The sequence below is a fragment of the Ruegeria sp. D7 genome, from assembly GCF_056534355.1.
This window is the reverse complement of sequence record NZ_JBQFPG010000006.1, coordinates 177,392-203,796: the sequence shown is the minus strand read 5'-3', so window position 1 is coordinate 203,796 and position 26,405 is coordinate 177,392. Positions and strand designations below refer to the sequence as shown.

The 26,405-nt window shown below is 55.8% G+C and carries 24 protein-coding genes; 13 read left to right on the top strand and 11 right to left on the bottom strand.

Annotated elements, in window-relative coordinates; genetic code table 11:
• The first annotated feature begins 2 nt into the window (after positions 1-2).
• Positions 3-1,319: an MlaD family protein gene (locus ACRZ9U_RS11215; protein ID WP_170394518.1), complete on the top strand. Its 1,317-nt coding sequence runs from the start codon at positions 3-5 to the stop codon at positions 1,317-1,319.
• Positions 1,316-1,972, top strand: a complete 657-nt coding sequence (locus ACRZ9U_RS11210; RefSeq protein WP_170407827.1) for an ABC-type transport auxiliary lipoprotein family protein — start codon at positions 1,316-1,318, stop codon at positions 1,970-1,972. The genes ACRZ9U_RS11215 and ACRZ9U_RS11210 overlap by 4 nt, the downstream gene beginning before the upstream one ends.
• A 6-nt stretch (positions 1,973-1,978) precedes the next feature.
• Here the strand turns inward: ACRZ9U_RS11210 and ACRZ9U_RS11205 are convergent, their stop codons facing one another.
• A complete protein-coding gene (locus ACRZ9U_RS11205) occupies positions 1,979-3,559 on the bottom strand; it encodes an FMN-binding glutamate synthase family protein (RefSeq protein ID WP_170407824.1) in 1,581 nt (526 codons plus the stop codon).
• 216 nt (positions 3,560-3,775) lie between these two features.
• On the opposite strand from ACRZ9U_RS11205, the gene ACRZ9U_RS11200 reads away from it, so the two are divergent.
• Together ACRZ9U_RS11200 and crcB are read left to right on the top strand one after the other, a co-directional pair.
• A complete protein-coding gene (locus tag ACRZ9U_RS11200; RefSeq protein WP_255612218.1) occupies positions 3,776-4,183 on the top strand; it encodes a fluoride efflux transporter FluC in 408 nt (135 codons plus the stop codon).
• Entirely contained in the window at positions 4,180-4,542 is a 363-nt protein-coding gene (gene crcB, locus ACRZ9U_RS11195; RefSeq protein WP_170407821.1) for a fluoride efflux transporter CrcB, read from the top strand. The genes ACRZ9U_RS11200 and crcB overlap by 4 nt, the downstream gene beginning before the upstream one ends.
• Here crcB and ACRZ9U_RS11190 read toward each other — a convergent pair.
• The 6 genes from ACRZ9U_RS11190 to ACRZ9U_RS11165 are packed head-to-tail and all read right to left on the bottom strand — an operon-like array spanning position 4,539 to position 10,964.
• Positions 4,539-6,056, bottom strand: a complete 1,518-nt coding sequence (locus ACRZ9U_RS11190) for a DHA2 family efflux MFS transporter permease subunit (protein WP_170407819.1) — start codon at positions 6,054-6,056, stop codon at positions 4,539-4,541. The genes crcB and ACRZ9U_RS11190 overlap by 4 nt on opposite strands.
• Positions 6,053-7,030, bottom strand: coding sequence for an HlyD family secretion protein (locus tag ACRZ9U_RS11185; RefSeq protein WP_170407817.1), 978 nt, complete (start codon positions 7,028-7,030; stop codon positions 6,053-6,055). Before ACRZ9U_RS11185 ends, ACRZ9U_RS11190 begins: the two co-directional genes overlap by 4 nt.
• 35 nt (positions 7,031-7,065) lie before the next feature.
• Positions 7,066-7,392, bottom strand: coding sequence for a cytochrome o ubiquinol oxidase subunit IV (locus ACRZ9U_RS11180; RefSeq protein WP_255612219.1), 327 nt, complete (start codon positions 7,390-7,392; stop codon positions 7,066-7,068).
• Complete coding sequence (locus tag ACRZ9U_RS11175; RefSeq protein WP_170394501.1) at positions 7,385-8,017, bottom strand: cytochrome c oxidase subunit 3; 633 nt, start codon at positions 8,015-8,017, stop codon at positions 7,385-7,387. Before ACRZ9U_RS11175 ends, ACRZ9U_RS11180 begins: the two co-directional genes overlap by 8 nt.
• Positions 8,014-10,104: a cbb3-type cytochrome c oxidase subunit I gene (locus ACRZ9U_RS11170; protein WP_170407812.1), complete on the bottom strand. Its 2,091-nt coding sequence runs from the start codon at positions 10,102-10,104 to the stop codon at positions 8,014-8,016. The genes ACRZ9U_RS11175 and ACRZ9U_RS11170 overlap by 4 nt, the downstream gene beginning before the upstream one ends.
• Positions 10,101-10,964 (bottom strand): cytochrome ubiquinol oxidase subunit II, encoded by an 864-nt coding sequence (locus ACRZ9U_RS11165; RefSeq protein ID WP_480436524.1) that lies wholly within the window; start codon positions 10,962-10,964, stop codon positions 10,101-10,103. Before ACRZ9U_RS11165 ends, ACRZ9U_RS11170 begins: the two co-directional genes overlap by 4 nt.
• Before the next feature lie 231 nt (positions 10,965-11,195).
• Here ACRZ9U_RS11165 and ACRZ9U_RS11160 point away from each other — a divergent pair, with 231 nt between their 5' ends.
• From ACRZ9U_RS11160 to ACRZ9U_RS11125, 8 genes are all read left to right on the top strand, one after another.
• A complete protein-coding gene (locus ACRZ9U_RS11160; RefSeq protein WP_170407807.1) occupies positions 11,196-12,431 on the top strand; it encodes a lytic murein transglycosylase in 1,236 nt (411 codons plus the stop codon).
• A gap of 390 nt (positions 12,432-12,821) precedes the next feature.
• Positions 12,822-14,450, top strand: coding sequence for a peptide ABC transporter substrate-binding protein (locus ACRZ9U_RS11155; protein ID WP_170407804.1), 1,629 nt, complete (start codon positions 12,822-12,824; stop codon positions 14,448-14,450).
• Positions 14,451-14,517: 67 nt separating this feature from the next.
• Complete coding sequence (gene oppB, locus ACRZ9U_RS11150; RefSeq protein WP_170394485.1) at positions 14,518-15,441, top strand: oligopeptide ABC transporter permease OppB; 924 nt, start codon at positions 14,518-14,520, stop codon at positions 15,439-15,441.
• Positions 15,442-15,451: 10 nt separating this feature from the next.
• A complete protein-coding gene (locus ACRZ9U_RS11145; protein ID WP_170407802.1) occupies positions 15,452-16,381 on the top strand; it encodes an ABC transporter permease subunit in 930 nt (309 codons plus the stop codon).
• Between the two features lies 1 nt (position 16,382).
• A complete protein-coding gene (locus tag ACRZ9U_RS11140) occupies positions 16,383-18,188 on the top strand; it encodes an ABC transporter ATP-binding protein (protein ID WP_170407799.1) in 1,806 nt (601 codons plus the stop codon).
• Between the two features lie 245 nt (positions 18,189-18,433).
• Complete coding sequence (gene galU / locus ACRZ9U_RS11135; protein WP_170407796.1) at positions 18,434-19,327, top strand: UTP--glucose-1-phosphate uridylyltransferase GalU; 894 nt, start codon at positions 18,434-18,436, stop codon at positions 19,325-19,327.
• A 77-nt stretch (positions 19,328-19,404) separates the two neighbouring features.
• Positions 19,405-20,835, top strand: a complete 1,431-nt coding sequence (locus tag ACRZ9U_RS11130) for a mannose-1-phosphate guanylyltransferase/mannose-6-phosphate isomerase (RefSeq protein WP_170407890.1) — start codon at positions 19,405-19,407, stop codon at positions 20,833-20,835.
• 180 nt (positions 20,836-21,015) lie between these two features.
• Positions 21,016-22,092 (top strand): DUF2793 domain-containing protein, encoded by a 1,077-nt coding sequence (locus ACRZ9U_RS11125; protein ID WP_170407793.1) that lies wholly within the window; start codon positions 21,016-21,018, stop codon positions 22,090-22,092.
• A gap of 172 nt (positions 22,093-22,264) precedes the next feature.
• Here the strand turns inward: ACRZ9U_RS11125 and ACRZ9U_RS11120 are convergent, their stop codons facing one another.
• Genes ACRZ9U_RS11120 through ACRZ9U_RS11110 form a run of 3 tightly spaced genes read right to left on the bottom strand, consistent with a single transcriptional unit; the run spans position 22,265 to position 24,662 of the window.
• Positions 22,265-23,344 (bottom strand): helix-turn-helix domain-containing protein, encoded by a 1,080-nt coding sequence (locus ACRZ9U_RS11120; protein ID WP_170407790.1) that lies wholly within the window; start codon positions 23,342-23,344, stop codon positions 22,265-22,267.
• Between the two features lie 59 nt (positions 23,345-23,403).
• Positions 23,404-24,141, bottom strand: coding sequence for a hypothetical protein (locus tag ACRZ9U_RS11115; RefSeq protein ID WP_170407787.1), 738 nt, complete (start codon positions 24,139-24,141; stop codon positions 23,404-23,406).
• A complete protein-coding gene (locus ACRZ9U_RS11110) occupies positions 24,138-24,662 on the bottom strand; it encodes an RNA polymerase sigma factor (protein WP_255612221.1) in 525 nt (174 codons plus the stop codon). The genes ACRZ9U_RS11115 and ACRZ9U_RS11110 overlap by 4 nt, the downstream gene beginning before the upstream one ends.
• Before the next feature lie 98 nt (positions 24,663-24,760).
• Between ACRZ9U_RS11110 and ACRZ9U_RS11105 the strand changes: the two genes are divergently transcribed.
• A complete protein-coding gene (locus ACRZ9U_RS11105) occupies positions 24,761-25,342 on the top strand; it encodes a YceI family protein (RefSeq protein ID WP_170635849.1) in 582 nt (193 codons plus the stop codon).
• A 37-nt stretch (positions 25,343-25,379) separates the two neighbouring features.
• On the opposite strand, the gene ACRZ9U_RS11100 is transcribed toward ACRZ9U_RS11105, so the two are convergent.
• Complete coding sequence (locus tag ACRZ9U_RS11100; RefSeq protein WP_170646941.1) at positions 25,380-26,402, bottom strand: trans-3-hydroxy-L-proline dehydratase; 1,023 nt, start codon at positions 26,400-26,402, stop codon at positions 25,380-25,382.
• Positions 26,403-26,405: the final 3 nt, after the last annotated feature.

The window sequence follows — 26,405 nt, the reverse complement described above, 5'->3', positions numbered from 1 at the left end:
CGATGGAGACCCGAGCGAATTACATCCTGATCGGTGCGTTCACCCTGGCGGGCATCCTTGGTGCCTTCGGGTTCTTTCTGTGGCTCGCCAAATTCGAAGTGACTCGGCAATACGCCTATTATGATGTGTTGTTCGACAATGTCTCGGGCCTGTCGGCTGCAGGTGGCGTAAATTACAACGGCTTGCCCGTGGGTCAGGTGGTTTCCCTGGACTTGGACAAAGATGACCCGTCAAAGGTGCGAGTGCGGCTTGAGGTTGATGCCGACATCCCTGTTACCAAAGAAACCATCGCACAGTTGCAATCTCTGGGTGTGACAGGGGTTGCTTATGTTGAGCTTTCCGGCGGGTCTCCAACCGCAGAAAGGCTGGCCCAGAACAGTGTCATCCCAAGCAAGCGCAGTTCGATTCAATCCTTGCTTGAGGGTGCGCCAGAGGTTCTGGAAAAGGCGGTCACCCTGTTGGAGAACCTCAATTCGGTTGTTGATGACAAAAACCGAAAGGCGGTGTCGGATATCCTGAACAATCTGGCAGAAGCGTCGGGCAAGCTCGATAAAACTCTGACGGATTTCCAGTCGCTCTCGTCCGATTTGGGCGGTGCGGCCAAAGACGTTGGAGAATTTACCAAGAGACTGGATACGTTGGCGAACACGGCCGAGACGACGTTGAGCACAGGAACGGACACGCTGAAGAGCATCAAAGAGACCTCAGAATCCGCCAAAACAACGCTAGAGACTGCAAATAACGCCATTGCCAGTGCTGAAAGCGTGATTCAGGAAGATATCCGGCCCTTTATCGAACGCGGGTCAATCCTGGCCGAAAGGCTGACTCGGCTGTCAGATGAAGGCAGCGTTACGCTTGAGGTAATCAGCGAGACTGTTCTGAATGCAAACACCACCCTTGAATCGGTTACATCGACTATGGATTCAGCCAAAGGGGCGCTCGATTCAGCAGAGAGGGCGTTTGACTCGGCAAACCGCGTGATGGACGAGGATATCTCACCTGTCGCTGAAGATGTGAGTAAGGCGGCCAATCAGGTTGCGGAAACCGTCTCGAATATCACCGAAAAGATTGACAAGATTTCCGACGATGTTCTCAGCGCCTCCCAATCGGCGTCGGATCTGCTGGGAACCATCGACGGGATCGTTCAGGACAACCGCCGTCAGGTTTCGGACTTCTTGCGCGTTGGGTTGCCTCAGTTCATCCGGTTCATCGAGGAATCACAGCGTCTGGTCATCAGTCTGGATAGATTGGTCGACAAGGTCGAACGCGACCCGGCCCGCTTTTTGTTAGGCACCCAAGCATCGGAGTTTCGTCAATGATACGGCCCTTAATATTGACTCTGGTTTTGGCCGCTTTGACGGGCTGCACGGGCTTGGGCACGCTGCGGCAGGCTTCTAAGCCCAATGACTTGTATTTGCTGACACCCAAAAGCACGTTCTCGTCATCGCTGCCGCGAATCCAAAAACAGATCGTTGTCGAAGAGCCCACAGCGACGGCGGCCGTGAACACCGATCAGATCGCCGTGCAGCCCACCTTGCTTCAGGTTCAGTATCTACCGCGGGCCCGATGGGTGGATCGCGCTCCGTTAATTGTGCAGGCGCTGATGGTCGAAAGCTATGAAAATTCCGGCAAGGTCGCGGCCGTAGGACGTTCGACCGTAGGCCTGAGAGCGGACTATGTGATCGCGCCTGATCTGCGCGAATTTCAGGGCATCGTCATCAGCGAAACCGAAGACACGAAAACGGTCCGCGTAGAAGTGCGCATCAATATCAAGATCATCGATGAGTATGAGGACAAGATCATCGCTTCAAGCTCATTCCAGGAAGCAGTGCTGGCGACCAGCGATAAAACACCCGAACTGGTTGAGGCCTTTGATATCGCCTTGGGCAAGACAATGCGGGATGCCGTGGAATGGAGCATCCGCAAAATCCATACGCATACGCTCAATAACCCGCGATCAAGACCTAGCTAGTGGTCGCTAGAACTGGCTCGCTGAGGCGACTTGCCAGTCGGCGGCGAACTCTTCAGGGATGGTCTTGCCCAACAGAGAGCCGTCATCCAGAAAGCTGTATAGCTCGGCATAAGACCGCTCTCGTTCATCCGCATTTCGGCGCCGGATGTCGGCAGGGCGCAGGTCGGAAACTTTTGCTTTGCCCATAGCCCCTAATATCTCGCGGAAGCTTTCAAGCGTCGCGTCATGAAACCGATGCACGCGCTGTCGTTTCTGTGGCACATTCACCGCCCGCCCACGGATCGGATCTTGCGTCGCTACCCCCGAGGGGCACCTGTTGGTGTTGCAATGCAGCGCCTGAATGCACCCCACCGCAAACATCATCGCCCGCGCCGCGTTACACATATCCGCACCCAAAGCGAATTTCTCGACCATATCGAACCCAGTGGCCACTTTGCCCGAACAGATCACCCTCATCTTGTCGCGGACTCCAATACCGCGCAGACAGTTGTTTACAAAGATCAGTGCCTCGTTAAGCGGCATCCCCAATCGGTTGGTGAACTCGACCGGGGCAGCGCCAGTGCCCCCTTCCGCGCCGTCCACCGTGATGAAGTCAGGCAGAATCTCAGTTTCCAACATCGCTTTGCAAATCGCCATAAACTCGGATCGACGACCGATGCACAGTTTGAAGCCCACGGGCTTGCCACCTGACATCTCTCGCAGATGCTGAACGAAATGCATCAATCCATTCGGTCCATCAAAGGCCGAATGAATAGGTGGGGAAATCACATCCTGATGTACTGGAACCCCACGAATCTCGGCGATTTCTTCATCCACCTTTGCTGCCGGTAGGACCCCGCCATGAGACGGCTTCGCCCCTTGCGATAGTTTGATCTCGATCGCTTTGACGACATCTTTCTTGGCCTTTTCGGCAAACAGGTCCTTATCGAACCCACCTTCAGGCGTGCGGCATCCAAAATACCCTGTTCCGATTTGCCAGATGATGTCTCCACCTTCTGCCAGATGGTGGGGGGACAGTCCGCCTTCGCCCGTGTTATGCGCAAAACCCCCATCTTTTGCACCGCCATTCAAAGCACGGATTGCGTTGGCGCTGAGTGCACCGAAACTCATTGCTGATACGTTCAGACGCGACGCATTGTAGGGTTTGTCGCACTGAGGGCCGCCCAGTATCACCCGTTCTTCGCTCTCTTCGACGTGCTTGGGGGATAGCGAGTGATCAGCGCGGTGATAACCTACCGTCATGATATCGTACTGAGTGCCAAACGCCTGAGTATCCACCTGCCCCTTGGCGCGGGAATAGACCAGACTGCGGATGATCCGATTATAGGGCCGCCCGCTTTCATTGGTTTCAACGAAATACTGCCGGATTTCAGGGCTGACAAACTCCAACATATATCGGAAGTGACCCAGTACCGGGTAGTTGTTCAGCACATTATGCTTGGTTGTCAGCATATCGTAGAGACCGACAACCGCATAGGGGATCAGTATGATCAGCAACCAGTGTGCGGGTGGCCAGAAAAAACCCCAAAGCAAAGTCAAAGGCAAGCAGACATAGCTGAGGAAATAGTAAAGCCTGCGAACAATCATTTCCTATCTCCCTGAGTAGCGCTGTGACAGCGTGACTTTGAATGGACATTGGGTCCATGACCCTGCTCTTCATCCAGAACGTGGAACAAATTGACCTGTTTGCGCAAGCCCTTGCTAATCAAACAAAGATAACGGTTGGGTTAGCGAGGCCGGTTGAACCAAGCAAAAGCAGTCTGTATGCAAAATGAAACGCTGGTCAGAGCAGGATCAACCGCAGTGTCGAAAACAGCGCCTGTATTCGGGCATCGCGCCCTGATGTATACAGCCGTCTTTGTGGGGGGTGCTGCAGGGTCGTTGCTGCGCGAGCTATTTTCGCTGGAGATCCCCGGCGCTCCGTTCCTAACCGCGACTTTCGGCATCAATGTTGCGGCCTGTTTCGTTCTAGGTTGGCTCTATGCCATTCGAAATCGTGTCCACGCCCACGTCCTGCATCTAGGGGCCGTTGGATTTTGCGGTGGGCTATCGACGTTTTCCTCATTCGTCGCCGAGCTGGAAAGACTGGCAGAAACCGGGAATTGGTTTGTGGTTATCGCCGTAAGCGCGGAGATCGCATTTGGTCTTACGGCGGCGGTTCTTGGGGAAGCGCTGGGTCGGCGGCATCATTCCCGGGAAACATCGGAATGACGACCTTGTATCTGCATGCCATGTTCGCATTGGGCGGAGGATTGGGGGCTGTACTGCGGCATTGGCTGGCGCTTCGGGTGACGCATGATCTGCCGTACTCGACCCTGATCGTGAATGTTCTGGGCAGCCTTCTGCTGGGTCTATGGATTGGTTATCTGGGTGGCTCTGCAGAAATGGGCGAAGAGGAAAAACGCCTTGTATTCGGGTTTTGCGGCGGCTTCACCACATTCTCAAGCTTCGCCTATCAATCGCTGCAATTGCACCGTGAACGGACGATCGTATTTGCTGCCGGTAACATCGCTCTCAGCCTCGTCTTGTGCTGGTTCGCGCTATGGCTGGGCCTTGTTCTGACGCGCTAGTGAACGGGTGCTGCAGCCCTTTGGTCGGGCCTGGGCGCGCGGCAGAAGAACAACAGTGGGATCGTGGCCAACGCCAGCAGTCCAAGATTGTTGAATACTGTAAGGTACGAGATCATCTCGGCCTGCCGAGCAATCTCTTGTCCCAAAATGGCGGCGCCCTGGGCGCTATCGGGTGTCAGCCCCAGCGGCGCAAGATAAGCCTGTGCAGCAGGATTGTAGGGTGTCACATTCTGGCTGAGCACTGCCGTATTGGTTTGCAGGCCTCGCACGACCCAAGTCCCCACCAATGAAATACCTACCGAAGAGCCAAGCTGCCTGGTGACGTTGAATAGGCCCGAGGCCTCATCCTGCCTTGATTTACTGATGCTCTCGAATGCCAGAATAGACATCGGCACAAACACCAGCCCCATCCCCAGACCACTGACAAAGCCCGGCCAAGCCAGTTGCCAGAAACCGGCGTCGAGGTTGAGTGTGCCCAACATGAAATTCCCCACTGCTGTCAACAGCATCCCCAACCCGGCTAAAACTCGTGGATCAAACCGGGTGACCAGTACGGCCCCGGTCAGCACCATCGATGCACCTGCGGCGATCCCGCGCGGTATGAACAAATGACCGGATTCGATCACGGGGTAATCGAGCAGGCTTTGCACAAAGGTTGGCAGTATGGCGATCCCGCCAAACAATGAGATCGCGAACCCCGCTATCACCAGGTTGCACAGGGCAAAGTTGCGATCCGCAAAAAGGCGCAAATCAACGACAGAATGCCGGGATGTCAGAGAATGGACTATGAACCCCAGCGCCCCAAGAACCGAAGCGATCAGCGCCAGCTGTATCATCCTCGATGACAGCCAGTCCTTGGTCTCACCTTGGTCAAGAATGAATTGAAGGCATCCGATGCCAAGTGCCAGCAGCGCCAGACCTTTCCAGTCGATGCGCACCTCTTCGGTTTTGTCGTCCGGCAACTCGCCCGCCAAAAGCAGCAGGGCCATGGCAGCGACCGGAAGGTTGACGAAAAACACCATTCGCCACGAAAAATACTCTGTCAGGACTGCGCCTACAGTTGGGCCCAACACTGGTGCGACCACGACGCCCAAGCCAAAGACCGCCATGGCCTGCCCCCGTTTTTCGCGCGGAAAGGCATCAAACAGGATGGACTGCGACAACGGGATCAGGAACGCGCCGAACATCCCCTGCGCCAGGCGGAACGCGACGATAGTCTGAAGACTCCATGACAGGCCGCACATGACAGACATTGTGGCAAAACCCGTGACCGCAGTCAGGATCAGCCTGCGCCGCCCGACCCGACGCGCGACAAACCCGGTCAGCGGCATGACCACAACGGCTGAGACAATATAGCTGGTTAAGATCCATGTCGCCTGATCGGTTGTGGCCCCAAAAGCCGCCTGAATATGCGGCAACGCAACATTGACGATGGTACTGTCCAGAACTTCGAGAATTGCACTGAGCACGACGGCCACGACAATCACGCGATTGATATGGCCGGCATCAGTCATTGGCTGGTTCCGGTTGTATCCACCGTAACTTTGCTGCTGCCTCCTACACGTAGCGGAGCATCAGTTGGATCAAGCTCAATCCGCACCGGGAAACGTCGAGTGACCTTGACCCAGTTGCCGCTGGAGTTTTCGGACGGCAACAACGAAAACGTATCGCCCGAGCCTCGACCGATCGACGCAACCTTGCCGGTCAGGGTCGTGTCTGGAAGCATATCCACCTGCACTGTGACCGGCTGACCGGGTCGGATGCGTGGCAGTGATGTTTCCTTGAAATTTGCATCGACCCACCAGTCAGACGACTCGACAATGGAAAATTGCGGCGCATTGGCCGAGACAGACGACCCTGGCCGCAGCGTCAGATTTGCGATCCAGCCATCGGCCGCGGCATAGACCTTGGTCCAGACAAGATCGGCCTGCGCGATTTCCAACGCAGCCTGTGAGGACAACACATTGTCCTGCCGGGCCGCGAGACCACTTTGCAATGCGGAAAGCTCGGACCGGCTGGTGGTCAACCGGGCCGAAGCCTGTGCGAATTCGGATGTAGTTTGGTCCAGCGAGGCCTGCGCGAGGTCCCCGTCCGAAAACAAAGCTCGGGCGCGTTCAAGATTGCTCTGAGCCGTTTCGTAGAAAGAGTTGGCGCTTTCGACAGCGGCCTGTGCAGCGGTGATCTGGTTCGAGAAGGAGTCAGCCTGCTGAATGGCACTGTCCAGATTAGCTTTGGCCTGATCGACCGAGGCTTGGAACTGTGTCGGATCAATCGAGAATAGCAAATCGCCTGCATTGACCGGCTGGTTTTCGACCACCGCAACGTCTGAAACCTGCCCGGTCACCTGTGCGGCCACATAGATGATATTCGCGCCGATATAGGCGTCTTTTGTTGACGGATACCGCTCTTCATGCCGCCAGAAAAGGAACAATCCAACAGCAATCGTGACCAGGATCCCTGCGGCGGCAATTGCCTTGAATGACTTCATAAGCAGCTTCCTTTTTGGTGCCTAAGCGAGCGACCTCACATCACCTGCATATGCATGCGCATGGCCAGATTGCCCAGAATCCAAACTGTCCCGCCGATGATAATCAGCAGAACAAGTGTCGAGAACAGAACCAGGTCCAGATCCTCTCGGCTGCTGCGGCGGCGGTCGATGTGTAGAAAATAGATCAGTTGAACAACCAGTTGTGCCAACCCCAGAAGGCCTATGGTCATATAGACGCCTGGTGTTTCAATACCGAAATGATAGGCGATCACAAATACCACCAGCGTGAGCAGCAGTGACCCACCATAGCCAATCACGTAACGCCGCCGTTCGCGGTGATGCATCTCGGATCGTTTATCCATAGGCCAGCCCTCCGAAATACACGATGGTTATTATGCCGATCCAGATAAGATCGAGGAAATGCCAGAATAGCGCCAACCGCACCATACGCGACATCAGCAGATCGGTCAGCCCGAACATACGCAGCTGAATACCCAGCACGATTAGCCACAGACACCCGGCTGCAACATGCAAGCCGTGGAGCGGTACGAGACCATAGAAGGCCGACAAAAACCCGCTACGCTGTGGGATACCGCCTTGGGCTGCCATGTTCATGAAATCACGGATTTCCAAAACCAGAAAACTGAGCCCCAGCAACAGAGTCACTCCGAACCACAGCACGATCCGTGCCCGAGGCAGGTTGTATTTCAGCGCCAACATCGCCAGCCCGACGGTCAAACTGCTGGTCAGCAGAATGAGAGTCTGGGCAAAGATGCTTTTCAGGTCGAACAGCTCATGCGGGCCTGGACCGCCGGCCTGCGCGTCTATCATGGTGATATAGATCGCGAACATCAGGCCGAAATAGACCAGATCGCTCATCAGGAAGACCCAGAAGCCGAAAGTGACGACCTCGGTCGCCTTGTGGGCGCTGGCGTGGTCCTCGCCGAGGTTTATCCCCGGATAGCTGTGCTTGGGTGCGCGCCTCATGTCACGGCCTCCATATCCGGGCGGGCGAGGCCGCGATTTTCCGGTGTACTTTCATGATCGCGATCCACAGCGGCGGTGCTGTGGACCAGCGCCAACCACGCCTCGTGTTCTTTGCGGACCTCTTCGGCGGGGATGATGACCTCGGTGCTGGTGTCGAAACTCCAGATGATAATGGCGAGGATCATCGCGATGGTCATCAGTGCTGCCAGCCACCAGATCCACCAGACCAGAGAGAACATCCAGATGCCACTGAGCACGCAGAGGATAAACCCGATGCCGGTGTTGCGCGGCATCTCGATATCTTCGTAGGCCGCGGGTGCAGGATAGGCTTGTCCGCGCTCCTTAGCTGCAGCAAAGTCATCGCGGTCACTAACCTGCGGAATAATAGCGAAGTTGTAGGGTGGCGGCGGAGACGGGATCGACCATTCCAGCGTGCGCCCGTCCCAAGGATCACCGACCGGTGCGCGGGTCTGTTCTCGGTCGCGTATACTGACCCACAATTGGACCAGGATCGAAAGCAACCCGCAAGTAATCACTAGCGATCCTATGGCGGCGGTGATCATGTAGGGGTGAAAGCTGGGATCCTCCCAACTGAACGACCGGCGGGGCATGCCCATCAGACCAACGAAGTAGAGCGGCATGAAGGTCAGCAGAAACCCAACCGTCCAGCAGAAAACCGAAACGCGGCCCCAGAACTCGTTTAGACGGAACCCAAAGGCCTTTGGGAACCAGTAGTTATAGCCGGCGAGCAACCCGAACAGCACACCTGGTAGCAACGCGTTGTGGAAATGCGCAACCAGAAACAGCGTATTATGGACCTGATAGTCGACGGTTGGATTGGCAAGAACCACTCCGCTGAGGCCGCCGATGACGAACAACATCAAGAACGCAAGGCCATAAAGCATCGGGACCGAGAATCGAATGCGCCCACGGTACAGAGTCGCCATCCAGTCATAGACCTTTACCCCGGTCGGAATGGCGATCAGCATCGTGGCAATCCCGAACACCGCGTTGATCAGAGCGCTTTGCCCCATGGTGAAGAAATGATGCAACCAAACCGTGAAGGACATGACCGCAATCGACATTGTTGCGATGACCAGTGAGTTGTAACCATAGAGACGCTTGGCCGAAAAGGTGGCAAAGACCTCGGAATAGATACCATATGCAGGCAGGACCAACAGGTAGACCTCGGGGTGGCCAAACAGCCAGAACAGGTTGGCATAGTTCATCATGTTGCCGCCAAGGTCATTGGTGAAGAAGTGGAAATCGAGATAGCGATCCGCGGCCAGCAACAATGCAGCTACGCCAAGGGGGGGCATGGCAAAGATGATCAGAATCGAGCTGCAGATTATCGTCCAGCAATACATAGGCAACCGCATGAACTTCATCCCCGGCGCACGCAGCTTGTAGATCGTGACGGCAAAGTTGATGCCAGTCAGTGTTGTGCCCACGCCAGAGACCACGATGGCCCAGATCCAGTAATCCGGCCCAACGCCGGGATTGAACGCGGCCCCGGTATAGGGCGGATAGGCGGTCCAACCACCTGTTGAGAATTCGCCCACCACCAGCGAGACCATCAGCATTAGCCCGGACGAGACGGTCAGACCAAGCCCGATCTGGTTCATCACCGGAAAGGCCACGTCGCGCGCGCCTATCATGAGCGGAATTATGTAATTAGCGACGCCAAAGACAAAAGGTACCGCGACGAAGAACACCATTATGGTGCCATGAGTGCTAAACAGTTCCGCGAAATGCTCGGGTTCCAGAAATCCGTCCCCCGGTCCCGCCGCCTGTTGGGCCCGCATCACCACGCCTTCCAAGACGCCCCGCGCCAGCATCACGATGGCGAAGACAATGTACATGATGCCGATCTTCTTGTGATCAGCGCTGGTCAGCCAATCGCGCCAGAGCGGGCCCCACAACCGGAACCACGTCAGGATGCCAATCACTACCACTACGCCCACGATCACAATGGCAGCAGCAGCGTTTGCAATGATCTCATTTGCGCCAGGATTCTGGATCAGTCCAGCAATGGGAAATGCATCCCAACTCAGGCGACCGAAGAAGCCGGTCTCGGCATTTGTCATTGGCTTGCCTCCTGCCCGTATTCAGCCGTTCCGGGTTGCTGATCCAACTGCAGAGGCTCTCCGCTGTGGTAACGACGCAGGATCGAATGGAACAGGTCGCCCTCTTCCAGCGTGAAATAAAGCGCATTCAGCGGCATGAGTTCTGTGCCCAATGCCGCCTGCACCTCATCCCGATCCGTACGCATCGCCAACGTCCGATAAGTGCTTTCGGTCAACGGTATGCCATGCGCTTTTACACTGGCGACCCATGCCTGAAAATCCTCGGGCTGCATGGCTTGCGCCAGGAATTTCTGCTTTGTGAATCCTCGGCCATTATACTGTGTGTTCTCGCCTTGCATCGTCTCAGGCGAGTCTGCCACCAGGTGTAGCCGAGTCGTCATCCCCGGCATGGCATAGATTTGCCCTGCCAGCGCCGGGATCATAAACGACTGCATCACCGTGTCTGTGGTCAGCGTCATCGCAACTTGCTGTTTGATCGGTATGCCCAGTTCTCCCACCGTTGCGATGCCATGATCTGGATAGATGAACAGCCATTTCCAATCGAGGCCAACCACCTGCACATTTAGGGCAGGCTCTTCTCCAAAAGGGGCCGAATAAGGGTCAAGACGATGTGTCGCTTTCCAGAGATAGAAAGACAGGATCATCACGATCACGACCGGGACGCCCCACATCAGAAATTCAAGCTTCGCCGAAAAATCCCAATGCGGCGTGTATGCAGCATTTCCACCCTTACGTCGGCGATAACGCAGGGCAATCAGCGGCACCAGAGCCAGAACCGGTATCACAGCGATCAGGATAAGAGCCGTCGCGCGCAAAAGGTGTGTCTTTTGCACAGCTGCAATCGGGCCTTGGGGGTCCATGAAGCTATCACTCGCCCCGGCAGACTCAGCCGTCAACAACAGAGCAACAAAGATCACCAAGGCTGGCACAGCGACTGAATGTATCCGAGACAAGGTCACACCTGATGATCCTCTTGCGGCGGGGTTTCCCGGCAACTATCGGCAGAGTCACGGATTTTCTCAAGAACTTTTCCAAAATCACCCTGCGCCGCCGCTGTTGACATGAGGTCAAGCGCGCGCGAGACCAATCATATGCGTTTGGTTCTTGCTCTCCTCTCCCTGCTTTGTCTTGCGGCCCCTTCGGCCGCGCAGGATCGCGCTGCGGTTGAGCGTCAGTTTCAGAGCTGGCTGCAACAGACCATATGGCCTCAGGCAAAAGCCAAGGGCGTTTCGAAACGCACATTCCAAAGTGCCTTTGACGGGGTAACACTAAACTGGGACCTTCCTGACCTGGTTCCGCCGGGCAGCTCTAAAAAGACACCCAAGCAACAACGGCAGGCCGAGTTCGGCTCACCTGGTCGTTATTTCAATGCCGGATCAGTCCAGGGTGCCACCTCCGTCGGTCGCAAGATGGCTAAGCGCCACGCGGACACGCTATCACGTGTCGAGACAGAAACCGGCGTACCCGCCCGAATCATACTGGCCATCTGGGGCCGCGAAAGCGGATACGGACAAGTCCCGATCCGCCATAATGCGTTTCAGGTGCTGGGCACCAAAGGGTTCATGAGCACACGGGCAGAGTATTTCACGGCTGAACTGATTGCTGCGCTACAGATCGCTGAATCCGGTCACGGCCAAGGCCACGCACTGAAAAGCAGTTGGGCGGGTGCCTTGGGGCAGCCTCAATTCATGCCCACAAATTTTCTGACTTACGCGCGCGATGGCGATGGCGATGGCCGAACTGATATCTGGGGCTCAGCCTCGGACACGATTGCATCAATCGGCGCGTATCTTGACGAGCACGGATGGGTGACAGGCCGCGACTGGGGGTTCGAAGTTATCCTACCCACGACCGTTTCTTGCGCGTTGGAGGGCCCTGATCAGGGGCGGTTGATCCGCGATTGGGTCGCCATGGGCGTAAATCGCGTTTCCGGCAAACCTTTTCCGGCACATGAACTTGATGCCGAGGGCTATCTTATGATGCCTGCCGGTCGTAGCGGTCCGGCCTTTATCGTAACGCCCAATTTCTATGTCCTCAAAGACTATAACACCAGCGACCTTTATGCGCTGTTTGTGGGTCATGTCGGCGATCGCATCCAATACGGAGTTGGCGATTTTCGGGGTCGTTGGGGCGATGTCGGCAATCTCTATCGCTCAGATGTCGCCAGCATGCAGCAGGTGCTTGTTCAACAGGGTCATGACGTCGGTGGCGTCGATGGCCTGCCCGGATACAAAACCCGACGCTCGATCGGGCGCTGGCAAGAGGCTTCTGGAAGCACACCAACCTGCTTCCCCGATGCCTCATTTAAGGCCGTTCTGAAGCCGTAGCAGCGTACTGATTCGCCATTTACGAGCATCAATGCGAACACATTCACCCACGGTGATATGTTGAGCTTCACGAAAATGTCACTGCCACGAAGCGTTTCAAAATAAAATTTTAACACCTCCGCCGGCTGCGGTTCTAATCAGCCTTTGTGGTCTTCACCCACCGCAAAACCCTTTACCTTTGCTTCAAAACTGACAGGTTCATGGGCAGTGAAAGATAGCTTTCGCATTCGGATCTCCGACATTGCCTGATGCATGAATGCCGAAATTATCGATCTTGGCACGATCTAGATCAAGGTAAAGTCCAGACAATTGCCGGAGACAAAATGGCAGACAAGCGCCCACCGCGAATGCGGTTTGGACGTTCGAAACCATACAAATGGGAGTAAACACATGAACAAAATAATCAGAACCTCTTTGGCAGGACTGTTGTCCTCGACCATCATTACCGGTGCTGCAATTGCTGCCGGTACACATCCCGAAACCGGAGAAGCCCTGGCCGACGATCAGACCTTCACCTATCGGATTCTTGATGAACACAGCTCGGTCGACCCGCAAGTCGTAGAAGATGTGTCGGGTGCAGAAATTGTTCGCGATCTGTTTGAAGGCCTGATGAATCAGGATGAGGACGGTAACCTGGTTCCTGGTGTCGCCACCGAATTCTCGGTCAACGATACCAAGGACGTTTACACCTTTACCCTGCGCGATGAAGCGAAGTGGTCGAATGGTGATCCGGTGACCGCAGGTGACTTTGTGTATGCCTGGAAGCGCGCCGTCGATCCCGAACTGTCGTCGCCCTATGCGTGGTTCATGGAACTGATGTCGATCGAAAACGCTGCCGAGATCATCGCGGGCGAAAAACCGGTAGATGAGTTGGGTGTCAAAGCCATCGACGACAAAACGCTGGAAGTCCGCCTGAGCGCCCCCCTTCCCTATTTCCCGCAGATGACCACACATTCGACAACCTTCCCGGCACCGCAGAAAGTGATCGAAGAATTTGGTGACGCCTGGACCAAACCGGAAAACATCGTCTCGAACGGCGCATATGTTCTGACCGAGCACCTGCCGCAAGAACGCTCGGTACGTGAACGCAACACCGCCTATTGGGACAACGATAACACCATCATCGACAAGGTCGTGGCGCTGGTCATCAATGATGAAAACGTCGCCCTGACCCGCTATTTGGCTGGCGAACTGGACCGCACCGAAATTCCAGCCGGCCAGTACCCACGTCTGAAGGAAGAGCACCCCGTAGAAGCCATCAGCTTCCCACGCCTGTGCAACTATTATTACACCTTCAATCTGTCTGATGGTGGCCCCGAGGCTTTCAAGGACCCGAACGTCCGCCAAGCCCTGTCACTGGCCGTTGATCGTGCGATCATCACCGAAAAAGTGATGGCAGGCGGTCAGCCCGAAGCCTACACCTTCGCCCCCGAAGCAACCGCAGGCTTCACCGTCCCGGCCGTTGAAATGGCATCCATGTCCCAAGCCGAACGCGACGAGTTGGCGAAGGAGCTTCTAGCAGAAGCAGGTTATGGGCCTGACAACCCTCTGAGCTTCCAGATGGTTTATAACACCGCGGAAAACCACAAGAAGGTCGCCGTTGCGCTGAGCCAGATGTGGAAGCAGAAGCTTGGCGTGAACGCCGAACTGGCAAATATGGAGTGGAAAGTCTTCCTCGAGGAGCGCGGCAACCAAAACTTTGAGCTAGCACGTGGTGCTTGGTGCGGAGACTATAACGAAGCGTCGACCTTCCTGGACCTGCTGCAGTCGGACTCGGGCTATAATGACGGCAAATATGCCAACGCGCGCGTTGATGAGCTGCTGGCCGAGGCCAAAACCTCGGACGATCCGGCTCCGCTTTACACCGAAGTTGAACGCATCATCGCCCAAGAAACGCCTGTGATCCCGATCTATCACTACGCAGGCGTCTATATGATGGACAGCGATGTAGGCAACTGGCCGGTGAACAACGTCGAGCAGAACTGGTACTCGAAGAACCTCTACAAGCTCGCTGAATAATCGTCTTTGAACCACGCCCTGCCCCGGAGACATCCGGGGCAGGGCCAATAAACACGGGGGGCATGAAATGCTTGCCTACAGTATAAAGCGGCTGCTGGTCGCTATTCCGACGATCCTGTTATTGATCGTCGCCTGCTTTTTCCTCATGCACATCGCGCCTGGCGGGCCATTCACCTCGGAACGGCCATTGCCGCCGCAGGTTCTGGCCAATATCGAGGCGCGTTATGGATTGGACCAACCGCTGTGGAAACAGCTTTGGGACTATCTGTACAACATCGTGGTGCATTTTGATTTCGGACCGTCCTTCAAATTCAAGGATCGGGATGTGAACGACATCATCGCGCAGGGTTTCCCGATTTCGCTAACCTATGGTTCGTTGTCCTTTCTGGTGGCAACATCCGTTGGCGTCGCGCTGGGAATTGCCGCTGCAATCAAACACAACAGCTGGATTGACTACTTTGCGGTGGGTCTGGGTATCGCCGCTCAGGCGCTTCCGAACTTCATCATGGGGCCGATCCTGATCCTGACCTTTACCCTGTGGTTGGGGTGGCTGCCGGGTGGCGGCTGGCATGGCGGTCAATGGCAGTATCTGGTGATGCCGGTGATTGCGTTGGCGACCTCCTACATGGGCTCAATCGCAAGGATTACGCGGTCATCGATGCTGGAGGTTCTGAACTCGAACTTCATTCGAACTGCACGGGCCAAGGGATTGCCGACAAGAACCGTGATCTGGCGCCATGCGCTTAAGCCGACATTGCTTCCCGTTGTCTCGTACCTCGGGCCGGTTTTTGTCTACGTTCTGACCGGTTCGGTTTTTGTCGACATCTATTTCTCAACCGGTGGTCTGGGGCAGGCCTATGTCGGCTCGGCTTTGTCTCGCGACTATGCTGTGCTGCTAGGGGTCACCATTCTTTACGGCGCGTTGACCGTGGTTGTGAACCTTCTGACCGACCTGGCTTATGCCTGGTTCGATCCAAAAATCCGATACTGAGGGGCAGGCAATGCTTGGAAAATCACAAAAAGCCGCCCATCTGGCCGAGGAAATCACTGATTACACGGTCATTCAGGGGCGCTCGCTTTGGCAGGACGCACGGATACGTTTTGTCCGCAACAAGGCCGCAATGGCCAGCGTTTTCATTTTGGGTCTGATCGTGTTGTTCACGATTGTTGGGCCTTACTTCGCGGTCTGGAACAATGAAGAGATCGATTGGAACGTCATGGGGGACGTGCGCGGCATGGGGATGCCATCCATCGAAACCGGACACTATTTCGGCGTCGATGATCTGGGGCGCGACCTATACAGCCGTGTCATTCAGGCCACCACCACATCGCTGCTGGTCGGTTTGATCGGGGCCGCGACCGCTCTGATCGTCGGCACCTGCTATGGCATCACCGCTGGATATATTGGCGGGCGCACCGACAGTGCCATGATGCGGTTCGTGGACATCCTGCTTGCAATTCCGGCAACACTGATCATCATTTTGCTGCTTGTCGTGGCGGGACGATCCTTTTTCATGCTGTTCATCGCCTTGGGCGCTGTTGGTTGGCTGACGATGGCACGGATTGTTCGTGGGCAAACCCTGACCCTCAAGAACCGCGAGTTTATCGAAGCCGCGCGCGCCGCCGGTGTCAGCGAATTTACCATCATGTACCGTCACATTCTGCCCAACCTGTTGGGCGTTGTGATCGTGTACGCTTCGTTACTGGTGCCCGAGATGATCCTGACGGAAAGCTTCATCTCGTTCCTGGGCCTCGGAATATCGGAACCCTACACCTCGTTGGGCCGGCTGATTGCCGAAGGGGCTGGCACCATGGCGTATGGCACGCTCTGGCAGCTGATGTTCCCTCTTACTTTTTATGTCGCCATCATCATCACCATGTTCTTCATCGGTGACGGGCTACGCGACGCTTTGGACCCGAAGGATCGCTGATATGAGTCTATTTTCCGTCAAGGACCTGAGCGTTCGATTTGATACACCCGACGGCGTGGTTGAAGCTGTAAAGGGCATCAGTTTCGATATTAATCACGGCGAATGTCTGGGTATCGTCGGCGAAAGTGGCTCAGGCAAAAGCCAGACGTTCATGGCAGCAATGGGGCTGTTGCCCTCCGCTGGCCATGCGTCTGGCTCTGCTTTGCTGAATGGTCAGGAAATCTTGAATCTACCTGTGAACAAAATCAACAAGATCCGTGGCTCAGACGTCGGCATGATCTTTCAGGATCCGCTGACCGCCCTGACCCCACATCTGCGGGTCGGCCAGCAGATGCGCGAAGTGCTACAGGTTCACGAAGGTTTGCAGGGCTCGGCTGCCCGCCAACGTTGCCTTGACTGGCTGAATCGCGTTCGCATCCCCGAAGCGAAACGGCGGCTGGATCAATATCCACATGAATTGTCTGGCGGCATGCGCCAGCGCGTGATGATCGCCATGTCGATGCTGTGCAATCCCAAGTTGCTGATTGCGGATGAGCCCACAACCGCGTTGGATGTGACCGTTCAGGCCGACATTCTGGACCTGATGGTACGGTTGCAAAAGGATGAAGGTACGGCCATAGCTCTGATCACCCATGACATGGGCGTTGTTGCGCGCATGTGCGACAATATTCAAGTCATGCGTATGGGTGAGTTTGTCGAGGCCGGTGACACGCGCGAAGTCTTTCGTTCTCCTCAGCATGATTATACCCGAACGCTACTTGAGGCTATGCCGCGAATTGATGCGGGCGATGCTCCGAAAGCTCTTACGCAGACGGAAGAACCGTTACTGAAAGTGGATGACGTCAAGGTGCATTTCCCGATCCATGTCTCGGGCGGTCTTTTTGGACATAAGGTGCCGCTGAAAGCCGTAGATGGCGTGAGTTTCGACATTCGAAAGGGCGAGACCCTGGGTGTTGTTGGAGAATCCGGCTGTGGCAAATCCACGCTGGCCCGGGCTGTGCTGCAACTGATCGAACCCAGCGCGGGTAATGTCAGCTGGCTGGGGCATCCGATCGTCGGGCTGAAACGGGCCGAGTTGAACAAGTACCGCAAGGACCTGCAGATCGTGTTTCAGGACCCGCTGGCGAGCCTTGATCCACGGATGACGATCTCGGCCTCGATCGCGGAACCGCTGAAAACCTATCGCCCGGATCTGACCGAGCGGGAACGCAAAGAGTTGGTCGCCGAGATGATGGAGCGTGTTGGCTTGAAGGCCAACATGATCAACCGATATCCGCACGAACTATCCGGGGGGCAAAACCAGCGTGTTGGAATCGCGCGTGCCATGATCAACAAACCAAAACTGATTATCTGTGACGAGGCAGTCTCTGCGCTGGATGTGTCCATTCAAGCCCAGATCGTAGGATTGTTGCGTGAACTGCAACAAGAGTTTGGCCTATCGATGATCTTCATCAGCCATGATTTGTCTGTGGTACGTGCGGTTTCGAACCGGATCATGGTTCTATATCTGGGCCGCATCGTTGAATTGGGCGATGGTGAAGTGATCTGCTCCGAACCGAAACATCCTTACACTCAGTCCCTGATCTCGGCGGTTCCGATCCCTGATCCGGATGTCGAGCGCAGCCGCCAACGGCTTAAACTGCCTGGAGAATTGCCTTCTCCCATGGATCCGAAAGCAGCTTTGCGCTTTTTGCCCAGCAGATTGTCTATGGGTGAGACCGACTATGTACCTCAACTCAGTGAGATTGCCCCGGATCACTTCGTCGCCGAACACGATCCGCTTGAGGCGATTATGGCCAATGCATAAGCTTACGCGCCCGATCCAATCTATCGGGCGCGTTTTAAACTTTATTGAAAAAGTGATTAGTGGATTGGTTCATTGATCCAGCTTTCGGTCGTGTTTCGTTTTGACTCTGCCCTTAAGTTAATGGCAGATTCCAGCGAACCCGTAACTGACCAGCCGGGTGCGATTGATTGGTAGGATTTTAGATTATATGTGGGGCTCCGGCATCACCGAGAGTCGTCGGCAATATAAAGAATTAGTGAGGTAGTATGGTACGCAAAGTCACCAAGGCGATATTTCCCGTAGCGGGAATGGGCACTCGGTTTCTTCCGGCGACAAAGTCGGTGCCAAAGGAAATCATGACATTGGTTGATCGTCCACTGGTCCAATATGCCATCGACGAAGCGCGTGCGGCCGGGATCACTGAATTCATCTTCGTGACATCGCGCGGAAAATCAGCGCTTGAGGACTATTTCGATCACAATCTCGTGCTGGAGCAGGACCTCAAATCCAAGGGCAAAGACGAACTGCTTGAAGTATTGAACGCAACCAATATGGAAAGCGGAGCAATTGCCTATATCCGTCAACACAAGGCTTTGGGATTGGGGCATGCGGTCTGGTGCGCCCGTCGACTGATCGGGGATGAACCCTTTGCCGTGATGCTGCCCGACGATGTGATTGCCGCCGACAAACCCTGCCTACAGCAGATGGTCGAAGCCTATGAGGAAACCGGCGGCAACATGGTCGCCGCGATGGAAGTTCCCAACGAAAAAACCAGCTCCTACGGTATTCTGGATACCGGCCAGAATGTTGGAACGGTTGTCCGTGCCAAAGGAATGGTTGAAAAACCGAAACCCGAGGACGCGCCATCCAATCTAGCGGTGATCGGTCGTTACATCTTAGGTCCTTCGGTTCTATACAATCTGAACCAGAAAAAGAAGGGAAGTGGCGGCGAAATCCAACTGACCGACGCAATTGCCGAGGATATAGGCAATGGTGTTCCTGTTTTTGGCTACAAGTTTGATGGACAGCGGTTCGATTGTGGTTCAAAGGCTGGCTTTCTGCAAGCAACGGTCTCGTTCGCATTGGCCCGCGATGATCTGCGCGACGACCTAAACCAATATCTGCATGAAGTCGTAGCCTCTGATCGGGCCGCGCAGTAGGCCTAGTTGTGTCAGCTATTCCGATTTCAATTCAATAGTTTAAGCTAAAAGGTTCAGAAGGGGCAGGCACCGTGAGCATGGTCTATCCTGTAATTTTATGTGGCGGATCCGGTACTCGGCTTTGGCCGTTGTCGCGTAAAAGCTACCCCAAACAGTTTGTTCCGCTGATTGGTGAAACCAGCCTGCTGCAGCAATGTGCCGAGCGGTTGAAAGGCCCGACCGACACGCCTTACGCCAAACCTCTGATCCTGACCAACGAGGCTTTCCGCTTTGTTGTCCCTGAACAATTGATGGCCATCGGAGTCGATCCGGGTCCGATCTTGATCGAACCCGAAGGACGCAATACTGCACCTGCAGTGCTGGCCGCTGCCCTGCACCTTTCATCCACTGACCCCGACGCGATGATGCTGGTGGCCGCGTCGGATCACGTCATTCCAGACAGTGCGGCCTTTCATGCGGCCGTCGCCGAAGGGGTCCGCACAATAGCCGAGCGTGGAGATCTGGTGACGTTTGGGATCACACCCGACCGACCCGAAACCGGATATGGCTACCTTAAGCTCGCCCAAGCACCGGACTCGTCAGGCGCTTCTGTGCAACTTGACCGGTTCGTTGAAAAACCCGATCTTGAAAACGCCAAGGCAATGGTGGCTGAAGGGAGTTATCTTTGGAACTCGGGCATCTTTTTGTTCGCAGTCCGAGATATCCTTGAGGCGTTCGACCAGCATGCACATGATCTAATTGCGCCCGTTCAGAAGGCGGTTGCGCATGCGCAGTGTGATCTGGGCTTCCTGCGGTTAGATCCCGAGGCCTGGGCGACGGTTCAGGACATCTCTATCGACTATGCGGTTATGGAGAAGGCCGACAATCTCAGCGTTGTCCCTTATGCCGCCGGGTGGTCAGACGTGGGCAGCTGGTCTGCCGTACAAGAGCTTAGCAACCCCGATCCGGACGGCGTTGCAACTGCCGGCGAAGTGACCGCCATAGATTGTCGAAACGTGCTGGTGCGTTCTGAATCGCCCGCGCAAGAAGTTGTTGCAATGGGGTTAGAGAACGTAATCACCGTGGCTATGCCTGACGCGGTTTTGGTCGCCAGCATGGACCGGGCGCAAGACGTCAAGCAGGCCGTCGCAGCATTGAAGGCAAAAGGCGCCAAGCAGGCGGAAGCATTGCCCGTTGATCATCGCCCTTGGGGATGGTTCGAAAGCCTCGTCATCGGCGATCGGTTTCAGGTCAAACGCATTCACGTCCACCCCGGCGCTTCGCTGAGCTTGCAATCGCATCACCATCGGTCCGAGCATTGGATTGTCGTGGAAGGCACCGCCGAGGTGACTATTGACGACAAGGTACAGCTCGTGTCTGAGAATGAATCCGTCTATGTGCCGCTCGGGGCCGTGCACCGGATGGTAAACCCAGGCAAAGTGCCAATGGTTCTTATCGAGGTGCAGACCGGGACCTATTTGGGTGAAGATGACATTATTCGCTACGAAGATGTCTACGCGCGTGACTGAGATCTGATTTCAAGAACTGATCCAAGTTTGGGGCATCTGCAAGGCAGATGTCTCCATATATCTGAGACCAAATCTTAAAAATTCGAAACCTGGGCGTTCGGCTGGGTCAGGCGGGATTTACGCACATCACGGCAGTGTGGCGCGCAATCATCATCGGACCGACACCACAGGAGGATGCCCATGCCACAGAACTCTCCCCGTCTAAATCTGCCCTATCTGCAACCCGCGCAGGCCCAAAAACATGTGACCCATAACGAAGCTCTGCGTGCGCTAGATCTGGTGGTGCAGCTAAGCGTTGCGTCCGTTAACGCGACGATCCCACCAGCTGCTCCTGATCAGGGTGAAACCTATGCATTGGGCACGTCTCCGACCGGGGCATGGTCCGGACAGGATGGAAAACTGGCGGCTTGGTTGGACAACGGGTGGCATTTCTTGACGCCCGACATGGGCTGGCGGGCTTGGGATCAAAATGCAGGGCTGTTGAAAGTCTGGGACGGGTCAGCGTGGATCGACCCGCCGGTCAATACACAGAACCTTTCCGGGATCGGCATCGCAACCGGATCAGACAGCACAAACCGTCTGGCCGTACGTAGCCCTGCCACCTTGTTGACGCATGAGGGCGCTGGCCACCAACTCAAGATCAACAAGGCTGGTGCCGGTGATACTGCCTCGCTGCTGTTTCAATCGAACTGGACCGGCCATGCCGAAATGGGCCTATCCGGCGATACAAATTTTTCAATCAAGGTCTCGCAGGATGGCGGAAGCTGGGTCGATGCTTTGCGGTTTGACGCCACAACCGGAACAGCCAGCGGAGCGGCTGTGCAAAGCAGCGCCGATGACACCACCTCGGGTCGCCTGATGCGGGCAGATTACGGGTACGGACCGGGCAATGTGCTGGGCACCGTATCCGAAAGCAGCGGTGTACCCAGCGGAGCGGTGATCGAGAGGGGCAGCAATGCAAATGGTGACTACACGCGCTTTGCTGACGGAACCCAGATTTGCACCGCCGTTCTAAGTGCGGTGGCCTGCACGACCGCAACTGGTAGTATGTTCGCCAGCGGTACCGCCAATTGGGATTTCCCTATTGCCTTTGCTGACAGCAGTTCTCCCGCTCTCAGCGGGAACGGCGGCGGTATTGGCCGATTTATGGGGTTTGACGCACCTTCAGAAACTCAAGCGACGTATCAGGTGATGGCTCCATCCTTGGACGCTACCAGTATAGCGCCAACAGTGATCGCAGTCGGACGTTGGTACTGAATAAAGACCGTTCGGGCCATCGCCCGGACGGTTATCGTTCTTGCAAATTGGTTTCTGACCGATCCAGACAACACGCAAAGATCTGTCTTATCCTGTACCCAAGATCGATACCAGGAACCCAGCTAACAACCCTATCATTTCACTCTTTGTGAAAGCGGCAGATCAAGGCCAGTTACAAGGCCGCCGTCCATACGCGATATCGACCCTGCCCGGTTACTTCGCGGATTAGCCCCCTATCGCTGAATTTGTCCAGATTTCGCTGTGCCGCTGCACGCGAGGCATGGGTCAGTTCTTCGGCCAGCGGGGCGGAAACCATCGGCCAAGCCGTTAATGCATCAATCAGCACGGGTGGGATTCGACCGCTTAGGTCCGAAATGGCGTCGCGGGCGCGCCCTTCCCAAGCGCTGATCCGGTCCAAATGCAGCAAAGCCGCAAGTGAGGCCTGACCTGCCCCCTGAATCCAGGCCGAAAGTTTCTCGTCCAACGATCCTGCCCCCCGCAATGCACCTGGGCCCGACAGAGAAAGCGGCATGAACAATGCGCCACCTCGACCCATCGCGGAGGCATGACGGGCCGCGATGACCGCAGCCTCGGTATCCTGTCCTATGCCAGGAGACAACGCGCGCCACGCGTGAAATCCGATGGCGGCCTGGGTAACCGGGTGCAAACCGGCGACATTTCGCATGGTTTCCGCCAGATCAATCACTGCTTCGGGTGTATCTTCGAAACCTTGGGCCTGACGGTCTAGAAAAGCGGTCAGCCCCGCATCCCAGCCGCCCTCTGATGGCGCAGCACCCGACGACAGCCGCCTCACTGCCCATCCCGCCCGATACAAAGCCTGCACATCATCACCGGTTGCTCCGATCCGCAAACCGGTCCAAAGCGCAAGGCGGTCGACGCTGATCCGATCGCCCGTCCACCAGCCCAGATCCGAGACCTCCATCAGGGCCAGACGGTGACCCCACCCCTTGGGACCCGCGCGCAAACGTTCATCCAGAGCTCCAAATGTCACGGCCAGATCGGCAAGTTCAGCTGATAACTCGGATTGGGCCGCACGCCAGTCCCTTGGGTCAAACAGCAAACGCTGGTCCGGTCTCGGTACAGAGGGCAGAAATTCTCCCGGGTCTTCTTCGCCGTCGGGCGGAAGGAACCACAAATCGTCGTCTTCCGGCGGATCGGCGTCATAGATGCTGCGCGGCCCTTCTTCCAAGGCCTCATCATCCGGGTCCGGTATCTGAGGGTTCGGCTTCATGTCGGGTATTCTTCGGGCATTTACCGCGGTTCACAAGTGGTTTTGCGGATTCTTGTCGCTCAGCCTGAGAACGCCTCGGTCAAAACACTTAGTTCTCCACTCAGGTCTGTTTGCGCATCTCCACCCAACAGCATATAGCCGTAGCCATCATTCGCCCATGTCGCTGTCGCAAGACCACTGAGCACCGCAAGGTTCACATCCTTGACCGGTGCTCCCGCGCCTTGCCGGATCACACAAAACGCCACCGGATTACCCTGGGCGTCAGCAAAGACCACCTGCACCAAAGGTTTACCTTTGAACGACAGTACCTGAGCACGTTTCAGATCAAGGCCCGGCAGAGTTTCCAACACGTCCCGGTTCAGTGAACGACCCAACTGAGCCTCGGCCTGAACAAACTGCGCGTCCAGCGTTTGCTGAGAATTGTCCAGATCGGCAATCGTGTCCGGTGAATAAAGCGATTGATAGATCGCAGCCTGCTCCGCCCAGCCCAATGCCTGTGGTCGCGTGGCCCAGAATGTTGCAGACGCAGCAATAACAGCAACTGAGGCTGCGACCATCAGCAAACGGAGCGGTCCGGCATTGGATTGTTGAGCGCTCGGAATGGGCAGATCGATCGAAGGCGCCTCAGTTGGAATGCCTTCAAAAGCCTGCTGCACAACCTGGGCAAATGGGTCGAGCGCCATGAGACGGTGTTCGAGTGCAGAATCCTCGGCCACCGCGTCTTCGATGGCGCGGGCTTCGGCCTCATCGAGGCTGCCTTCCAGATAGGCCAGAAGTGTTTCGTCGGAAAACTTCATTTGCCACTCCGTTGCACGGTGTCAGCCGCATCGTGCTGCATAACGGTTTTCAGTTTCTGCCGGGCATTGGAAAGCCGGCTCATGATTGTGCCGATGGGTACGTCCAGCATATCCGCAGCTTCGCGGTAGCTGTAGCCTTCGACAAACACAAGCATCACCGTTTCACGTTGCGCCTCTGGCAGCTGCATCACTTGAGTAAACACCTGAGCGGCGAAAATATTCGTTTCTGAATCAGGCCCTGTCGCGACTAATTCCGCCTCGGGCGTGACTGAAAGCGCCTGCGCCTTTCTTACGGATCGCGCCCGTATCTCGTTCAGCCAGATTGAACGGCAGATCGTCATCAGCCAACTGTCCAGCCGTTCATACGAGGTGACCTGGTGGTGCTTCTCCAACGCACGCAATGCCGTCGCCTGCAACAGATCATCCGCAACGTCCGACGCACCCGACAAAGCCAGCCCAAACCGCCAGACCCGTTTCGAGTGGGTCTGGATTGCGCCGCGCACGGCTTGTTCGGTGCTCATCTCAACACTCATCGAATAAAACGCGACCTGTGTGTGTTTGCTTTGACATGGGACCGGGCCCGCTTGGTCAGAACTGTCATAGATCCTGGAGGAAAGAAATGAAACTTCTGTTCAAAACAATCACGATTGCGTCGGCTATTATTGCAGGCCCGGGTCTGGCTGCAGATTGGACACTAAACCCGGATGCGTCTCATCTGGCTTATGGAACGGTCAAGATCGATGATGTTGGAGAGGTCAATTCTTTCACCAACCTTTCGGGTCATGTCAGCGAAGATGGCAAGGTTAGTATCGATATCGATCTGTCGTCGGTCGAAACGAATATCGACATCCGTAACGAAAGGATGATCGAGTATGTGTTTCGCAAGGCCGCGACCGCGACATTGAGCGCGAATATTGATATGGACCAAGTGTCGAAACTGGATGTGGGGGCCAGTAACACGATTGAGGTGGATGCGAAGCTGGCTCTGGCGGGGACCGAGGTGGAATTCTACACCGATATGTTTGTCCTGCGTGTGGCCGAAGATACCGTCATGGTTTCAACCAACGACATGGTGTTCATCAGCACCGAGGATGCGGGCGTTTCGGCAGGCGTAGACAAGCTGATGGAGTTGGCGCAACTACCCAGCATCACCCGCACCGTACCGGTGACCGCACGATTGATGTTCAGTCTCGAAGGTTGAAACCTAAGAAAAGTACGGGGTCGAGTTTGGCCCCGGCTTATGCCCCCCAAGTGTCGCTTAGGCGATAGCCGCCAGGCCATGGGTCATCGGGGTCCAACATGTGCTGGTGCGTACCCGTAATCCAGCCTCGCCCCGAGATTTCCGGGGTGATCGCCACGCGGCCGTTCAGATCATGCCGCTCTACGATACGACAGCGAAATTCACTGTTGATGACTGAACGCGCGTGGTAGCGGTCGGTCATCGTCATTTCTCCCTTGGCCAGCAAAACCGCCATCCGCGCTGAAGCACCGGTGCCACAAGGTGAACGATCCAGCTTACCCGGTTTGATGGCGACAGTATTACGTCCGATGAGAATATCGCCCTGACGATCGAGCGGGCCTGCAATCTGGCAGAACGAAATGTGACTCCAGTCTTTACTAGGGTGATCGAAGCCAAGCTGCTCATTGGCGGCATCGGTGATACGCGCGCCAATCCTTGCAAGATCAGCCCCTTCATCAGGGGTAAGCTCGAAACCCAGATCGGCGGCATCGACAATTGCAAAACTGTCGCCACCAAACGCGGTATCCACGCGCAACGTCCCGATGCCCTCAACCTCGATCCGAGCATCCAGCTTGTCGACGAAACTTGGCACATTATGCACAAAGATACGTTCGGCCTTGCCATTTCGGCATTCGGCGCGGACGCGGATCAACCCTCCTGGGGCTTCCAATGTCAGATGGGTTTCAGGCTCGTGCATCGGAAGAATGCCACTGTCCAACAGAACCGTTGAGACACAAATCGAGTTGGAGCCTGACATCGGTGGCGTGTCTTCTGGTTCCATGATGATGAACGCTGCATCCGCCTCGGGTTTTTTTGGTGGAACCAGAAGATTCACATGGCGAAAGACACCGCCGCGAGGTTCATTCAGCATGAAATCCCGCAATGTCTGGTCTTCAGCGATAAAGGTCCTTTGGTCCCATATCGTCTCTCCCGGAGGCGGAGCGACACCACCGACGATAACGTCGCCCACTTCGCCTTCAGCATGGGCCGAGATTACATGGATGGTTTTGGAACTGCGCATAAA